The sequence below is a fragment of the Nocardia amikacinitolerans NBRC 108937 genome (assembly GCF_001612615.1).
Taxonomy (GTDB): Bacteria; Actinomycetota; Actinomycetes; order Mycobacteriales; family Mycobacteriaceae; genus Nocardia; species Nocardia amikacinitolerans.
On the sequence record NZ_BDAU01000016.1, the window covers coordinates 116,241 to 123,057 of the forward strand.

Below are 6,817 nucleotides of genomic sequence, written 5' to 3' on the forward strand. Positions count from 1 at the left end.
GCGGGCGCGCCGCGGCCGTCCCCGCGATCAGTAGCCCTGCATCACCTTGCGCAGGGCGTATTCGGTGAGCGAGACCAGCGCCTGCTTGGCGGGCTCGCGCCGTCGCGCGTCGATGGACAGGATCGGCACATCCGCGGGCACCGCGAGTGCCTGCCGGATGTCCTCGATCGGATAACGCGGTGCGTCGTCGAATTCGTTGAGCGCCACCAGGAACGGCAGGTTGCGCGCCTCGAAGTAGTCGACGGCCGCGAAGCTGTCCTCCAGCCTGCGGGTGTCGACGAGAACCACGGCGCCGATGGCGCCGCGGATCAGGTCGTCCCACATGAACCAGAACCGGTACTGGCCCGGCGTACCGAACAGATACAGCACCAGATCGTCCGCGAGGCTGATCCGGCCGAAGTCCATGGCCACCGTGGTGGTGGACTTCATCGGAATGCCGGTCAGGTTATCGATTCCGGTACTGGCATTGGTCACCAATGCCTCGGTACGCAGCGGAACGATCTCCGAGACAGCACCGACCAACGTGGTCTTACCGACACCGAAGCCACCAGCGACCACGATCTTCGCCGAGGTGGGCTTGCTGGTGCGGGTATCGACCTGCGCCGTCGAATCAAATACGCCGGAGTCCACTGAGAACCCTTTCGATCAGCTCGCGACGTTCATCGTCGCTGGAATCGTCTTTCAAAGTCGCGGAAACGCGCACATGACCGGCCTCGATCAGGTCGGCAACGAGTACCCGTGCCACACCTATCGGAATTCCCAGTCGAGCCGCTACTTCGGCAACGGACGGCGATTCTCTGCACAACTCCACGATTGACGTTTCGATGTTGGTCAGTTCGAACTGCCGCTCCAGGGCGACCGGATGCGATGCGACGAGCGCCTCCAACGCCAACTCGACCGTGGGCCTGGTACGGCCCGCGGTCAACGAGTATGGGCGAACGAGGCTCGGCTCGGCGCTCCCCACGCGGTGATCTTCTATGTCCATCCCACCATCAGGAACCCATCGTGACGCGTGGCGTGGCCTGCACCGTCTGGCCAACACGCTCGACCAACAGAGCCATCTCGTATCCGACCTGTCCGATGTCGCAGGACGTGTTGGTCAGTACCGCGAGATACGAGCCGTCGCCCACCGCCATCAGCAGCAGGTATCCGTGCTCCATCTCGACGACCGACTGCAGCACCGTACCGCCCTCGAACAGGTTCGAGACGCCGACGGAGAGGCTGGCCAGGCCGGCGGTGACCGCCGAGAGCTGTTCAGCGCGGTCGACGGGCAGCTGGGCACTCGCGGCCATGAGTAGGCCGTCAGCCGAGACCAGGACGGCATGAGCTACGCCAGGAACCTCGTTGGCGAAGTTCGAAACCAGCCAATCCAGCTGACGGTTCGTACCACCTAGATCGGGGTTCATCGGTCTCCTTTGTCTCCGGTTAGGTTCATTTCTCTCATCGCACGGCCATCCCGGACGCCCTGCTGGTGACGGCTCAAGCTGGACCTGATCGATTCCGGATCTCGGCGCGGTGCCCGATCCGCGGAGCCGCTGACGGCGCCGGGGACCAGCCTCCCGCCCGGATTGCGTTGAGGCAAGCCCGCGGCGGTCTTTGTTTCGGCTTGCGCCTCGCTGGCCCGGCGTGCGGCCTGCCAACCCTCGTCGCCAGGCGACTCGAAGGAGGCCGCGACCTGGGACCGATCCGGGTTCGGATCGGCCAGCCATGCCGACATCATCTCGGCGAAGATCGGGCTGTCCATCGGCGATCCGGATTCGACCGCGGGCTGCAGGCGAGTCTGGAAGAAGGAGGCCGTCTTCGACGGGTTGGATTTGTAGCTGTGCTTGCCGGGGTCGCGGCCGCCCGTGGGCGTGCTCGACTCGGCTTCTTTCTTGTCCGCGCTGCTCGCGGCAGGCTGCACGGTCCGTTCCCGTTGCGGCAGGCCGACTCCCGGCGGGACCTCGCGCTGCGGCATCACCGTCGCGCCGGGATCGCGCTGCGGCAGACCACCTGGCGCGGCCGACGGACGCTGCGACAGACCGCTCGGCGCCTCGCGCTGCGGTAGGCCGGTCGACGCGGCAGGCCGCTGCGTCAGACCACCGGGCGCTTGCTCCCGGCGCGGAGCGCCGCTGGCGCCCGGTTCGCGCAGGGGCAGTCCGTTGCCGGTCTGCGGACGCTGCGACAGACGGTTCGCGGCGGGATCGCGCTGCGGCAGACCACCGGACGCGAAATCGCGCTGCGGCAGACCGCCCGAAGCGGACTCACGTTGCGGCAAACCACCGGAAGCCGAATCACGCTGCGGCAAACCACCCGACGCCGAATCACGCTGCGGCAAACCACCCGACGCCGAATCACGCTGCGGCAGGCCACCGGAGGCGGACTCACGCTGCGACAGACCGGCGAACGGATCCCGCTGCGGCCGGCCCGTGGCCGAATCGCGTGCGGGCGCACCGTTGGCACCGGGCTCCCGCTGCGGCAGGCCGTTCGGCGCCGCGTCGCGCTGCGGCAGACCGTTCGAGGCGCTCTCGCGCGGCGACAGACCCGACGACGACTGACGCGGCGGCATCCCGTTGGCGCCGGGCTGGCGCTGCGGCAGACCACCCGCGGCCTGATCGCGTTGCGGCAGACCACCCGACGCCGAATCACGCTGCGGCAGACCGCCCGATGCGGACTCACGCTGCGGCAGACCACCGGACGCGGCATCCCGCTGTGGCGGCTTGACGGGAGCCGAATCGCGCGGCGATAGGCCTGCGGCGGCATCCCGTGCGGGCGCACCGTTCGTGCCGGGCTGGCGCTGCGGCAGACCCGTCGTGCTCGGCTTCGGCACGCCGTTGGTACCCGGCTGACGCTGCGGGAGATCGCCGGAGTTCGACGCGTCGCGCTGCGGCAGCGAGCCGTTGCCGGTGTTCGTGCCGGTACCGGTCGGCGGGGTGGGCGGCCGCTGCGGGCCGCCCGGGCTCAGGCTGCGCTTGGGCAGGCTCGCCGCGGCGAGCTTGCCGCGCTGCGGGCCGCTCGACGCCTGGCCTGGCTGCGGCCGCAAGGTCGGGCTCGACTGGGCCGAGTCCTGGCGCAATCCGGTCGCCATCGCGTTGCCCGGCTGCCGCTGCGGAAGGCCGCCCTGGGCGTCTCCGCTCGGCTCGACGGGCTTGGCGACCGGAATCGGTCCGCTCACCCCGGGATCGACGGTGACCATCATGTTGCCGCCGGGCGTGCGGGTGATCGAACGCATCTGCATCGACGACGGCGACGACTGGCGCTGCGGCGCGGCGGGCGACGGCGTCGGCGTCACGGGCTGTGGGCCCGAGATCGGTCCGCCTGCGACGATCAGGCCAACCGGCACGTGCACGGTCACGGTCACGCCGGGATCGCGCGCGGTGTCGAAGGTCGGGCGCAGTCGCACGGTCAGGCCGTGGCGCTCGGCCAGGCGGCCGACCACGAAAAGACCCATGTGTCGCGCGGTGTCGGGACCCGGCTCGGCGGTCTGCTCGAGCTTCCTGTTGATCTCGGCCATCTCCGAGGGCGGCATACCGATGCCTCGGTCGGCGACCTCGATGAGCATGCCCTGGTCGTGCGCCTGCGCGAAGGTGAACTTCACGTCCGTCTCGGGCGGCGAGGCCCGCAGCGCGTTGTCGAGGAGTTCGGCGAACAGGTGCGCGAGGTCCGAGGCGGCCGGTTCCTTCAGCGAACCGCGCGGCGTAGCGCCGAGCTTGACTCGCTCGTAGTCCTCGACCTCGGAGATCGCGGCGCGCAGCACGTCGGCGATCTCGACGGGCGCGGACTTGGCGCGGCGCTGCTTGGTGCCCGCCAGAATCAGCAGGTTGTCACCGTTACGGCGCATACGGGCGGCGAGATGGTCCAGCCGGAAGAGGTTCTCCAACAGGCGGGGGTCCTTCTCGTCGTACTCCATCGCCTCGATGAGGCTGAGCTGGTGGTCGACCAGCGACTTGGAGCGTCTGGCCAGGGTCTCGAACATATCGTTCACCTGGCGACGCATCTGCGCCTGGTCGCTCGCGAGGCGAAGCGCCTGGCCGTGGATGTCGTCGACGGCGCGGGCCAGCTGGCCGATTTCCTCGGTGCTTCGCACCGGCATCGGCTCCAGCGGCACGTCCTCCGGCTTCGCGCCGTTACGCAGCTGGGCGACCTCGTGCGGCAGGTCGCTCTCGGCGACGCGCAGCGCGGCGAGGCGCAGACGGTGCAGCGGCACGATCATCGAGCGCGCGACGAACACCGCGAGCAGCAGCGCCGCGAGGATGGTCGCGATGACGATCGCGGTGTAGCTCCACGCGTCCCGGTTGGCCGTGGCGGCCAGCGAGTCCATCGCGCTGTCGATGTCCTTGGTCGCCTTGGCGACCACGAGCTCGTAGACGTCGACGCTGCCGGTCAGCGAGTTCTTCAGCTCACCGATCGGGATCTTGCCCGCCTGCGCCTCCGGGCTGTTCAGCAGCGAGACGCGGTTGTCGATGCCGGCGCGCAGATCCGCGATCGAGGCGTCGCCGTCGGGGAAGCGGTGCGCGAGCACGTTGAGCAGCTGTCGCTCGGAGTTCGCCGCGATCAGGAAGGACTGGATGCCCGACTCGGTGCTGTGCAGCACGTCGTTGAACGCGGCCAGCTCGCTGACCAGGGTGGCTCGGGTGTTGAGCGAGTCGACGAGGCGCAGCTTCGCCGCGTCCAGCGCCGGGTCCGAGACCTGCGAGACCGTGCTCTCCACGATGCTCACGCCGTCGTTGCGGATCCGGTCGATCCCGCCGAGCGCCTCCGCCGGGTCGGCGGCGGCCTTGCCCCTGGACAGGATGGCCTTGGCCTCGGTGATCATGTTCTGCAGCGCGGACTCGGCCTTCGGCTGACCGGACAGGTTGCCCACCGCGGCCTGCGCAGCACTGATCGCCTTGTCGAGGTCGCTGAGGTTCTGGTCGGTCACCACGCTCTGGCCTGGCAACAGCGAGACCATCTGCGAACCGGCGACCGTGGCCGCGTTCGCACTCAAGCCGGTGACGGCCGGGATCGCCTCGATGTTCTCGGCGACCCCTTCCAAGCGGTTCGCCTCGGTGAACTCCGAGGTAATCCTCGACACGCCGAGCCCCACCGCGACCGCCAGCGGCACGGCAAGAACCGCCGTAACCTTCCAGCGCAGGTCCCAATTGCCGAGCGCCCAGCGCTTCTTGCCGGACCTAGCGGCGTCACGCATCTCCCACTCACTTTCCAAACTGGCCCCATCCACGCGCCATCAGCGAACCTCCACAATCGCATGCTGGCTCGACGGATGGAGCTGGCCGAGAACTGCGGCTGGCCGAGAAATTGCGTCTACGACGGCCCAAATAAGTGACATCAGATTCTAACGGATCAATAACAGCTTGGGTGACATCGAGTGTAGCTACGGGCCTTGACCTGCCCGTTCCAGGCAAAACCAGAGGTCGCGGCACCCACCCGGGCGTCGCGTGAAGTCTGCCACAATCATGCAGATCTATCGAGGCGGGCATCGAGGCAAGCTAGGGAGTCACGGGTTTGAGCACAGCATCACAGGGTGATTCGGTGGGGGGCGGTGACCGGGGACACGCGAAGCGCGACTACCGACCGGTCTATCAGACCAGCCTTGTCGATCCCGCCGAGTTCTGGGCCGAGGCGGCCGAAGCGATCGACTGGGAGGTGCCCCCCGGCCAGATCGTCGACCCCACCGCCCGCCCCGTGGCCAGGTGGTTTCCCGATGCGAGCCTCAATACCTCCTTCAATGCCCTCGACCGCCATGTGCGCGGTGGCACCGCGGACGAGGGAGGTCTGGCCGATCAGCCCGCCCTAATATACGACTCCGCTATGACCGGTGCCAAGGTCGTTTTCAGCTACGCCGAACTTCTCGCCGAGGTGGCCACCTTCGCGGGCGCGATGACAAGGCTCGGCGTCCGCAAGGGCGATCGCGTGGTCATCTACCTGCCGATGATCCCGGAAGCCGTGATCGCGATGCTCGCCTGCGCGCGGATCGGCGCGGTGCACTCGGTGGTGTTCGGCGGCTTCGCCGCGCCGGAGCTCGCCGCGCGCATCGATGACGCCCAGCCTGTGCTCATCATCACCGCCTCCGGCGGCCTCGAGCCGAACCGCAAGATCGAATACCCGCCGATCGTGCTGGAGGCGCTCGACATCGCGAAGACGACCGCGCCGCGGCACGTGATCGTCAAACAGCGCCCCGAGCAGTTCACCCCGATCACCTTCGCCGCGCCGCAGGAGGCCACCGAGTCGCTGCCGAGCTCGGCGGCGACCGTCGCGGCGCAATGGCTGGACTGGGAAGACGCCGTGCGCGACGCGGAGCCCGCCGATCCGGTGCCGGTCGCGGCCACCGATCCGCTCTACATCCTGTACACCTCGGGCACCACCGGGAAGCCGAAGGGCGTGGTGCGCGACAACGGCGGGCACGCGGTCGCGCTGGCCTGGTCGATGCGCAACATCTACGACGTCGGCCCCGGCCAGGTGATGTGGGCCGCATCCGACGTCGGCTGGGTGGTCGGCCACTCCTACATCGTCTACGCCCCGCTGCTCGTCGGCGCGACAACGCTGCTCTACGAGGGCAAGCCGATCGGCACCCCCGACGCGGGCGCCTACTGGCGCGTCATCTCCGAGTACGGCGTGCGCGTGCTGTTCACCGCGCCGACCGCGCTGCGCGCCATCCGCAAGGCCGACGGGACGGCCAAGCTGGCACGCAACTACGACCTGTCCTCGCTGCGCGCGCTGTTCTGCGCGGGCGAGCGGCTCGACCCGGCCACCTACCAGTGGGCCACCGAGATCCTGCTCGCCGACCGGACCGACTGCCCGGTCGTCGACCACTGGTGGCAGACCGAGACCGGCTGGC

The 6,817-nt window shown here is 68.9% G+C and carries 5 protein-coding genes; 1 reads left to right on the forward strand and 4 read right to left on the reverse strand.

Going from position 1 to position 6,817, the window contains the following annotated elements; translation table 11 throughout:
• Positions 1-27: 27 nt before the first annotated feature.
• The 4 genes from NAM01S_RS15105 to NAM01S_RS15120 are packed head-to-tail and all read right to left on the reverse strand — an operon-like array spanning position 28 to position 5,167.
• The gene (locus NAM01S_RS15105) at positions 28-630 is read right to left on the reverse strand and encodes a GTP-binding protein (protein WP_174414979.1); all 603 of its coding nucleotides are present in this window, start codon (positions 628-630) and stop codon (positions 28-30) included.
• Positions 611-985 carry a DUF742 domain-containing protein gene (locus tag NAM01S_RS15110; RefSeq protein WP_067785475.1) on the reverse strand — a complete coding sequence of 125 codons (375 nt, stop codon included), beginning with the start codon at positions 983-985 and terminating at the stop codon, positions 611-613. The genes NAM01S_RS15105 and NAM01S_RS15110 overlap by 20 nt, the downstream gene beginning before the upstream one ends.
• A gap of 7 nt (positions 986-992) precedes the next feature.
• Entirely contained in the window at positions 993-1,406 is a 414-nt protein-coding gene (locus NAM01S_RS15115) for a roadblock/LC7 domain-containing protein (protein WP_011207200.1), read from the reverse strand.
• Entirely contained in the window at positions 1,403-5,167 is a 3,765-nt protein-coding gene (locus tag NAM01S_RS15120; RefSeq protein ID WP_084482961.1) for an ATP-binding protein, read from the reverse strand. The genes NAM01S_RS15115 and NAM01S_RS15120 overlap by 4 nt, the downstream gene beginning before the upstream one ends.
• Positions 5,168-5,511: 344 nt before the next feature.
• Between NAM01S_RS15120 and NAM01S_RS15125 the strand changes: the two genes are divergently transcribed.
• Positions 5,512-6,817 (forward strand): AMP-binding protein (locus NAM01S_RS15125; protein WP_157107748.1); only part of this gene is annotated, 1,306 nt, incomplete at its 3' end.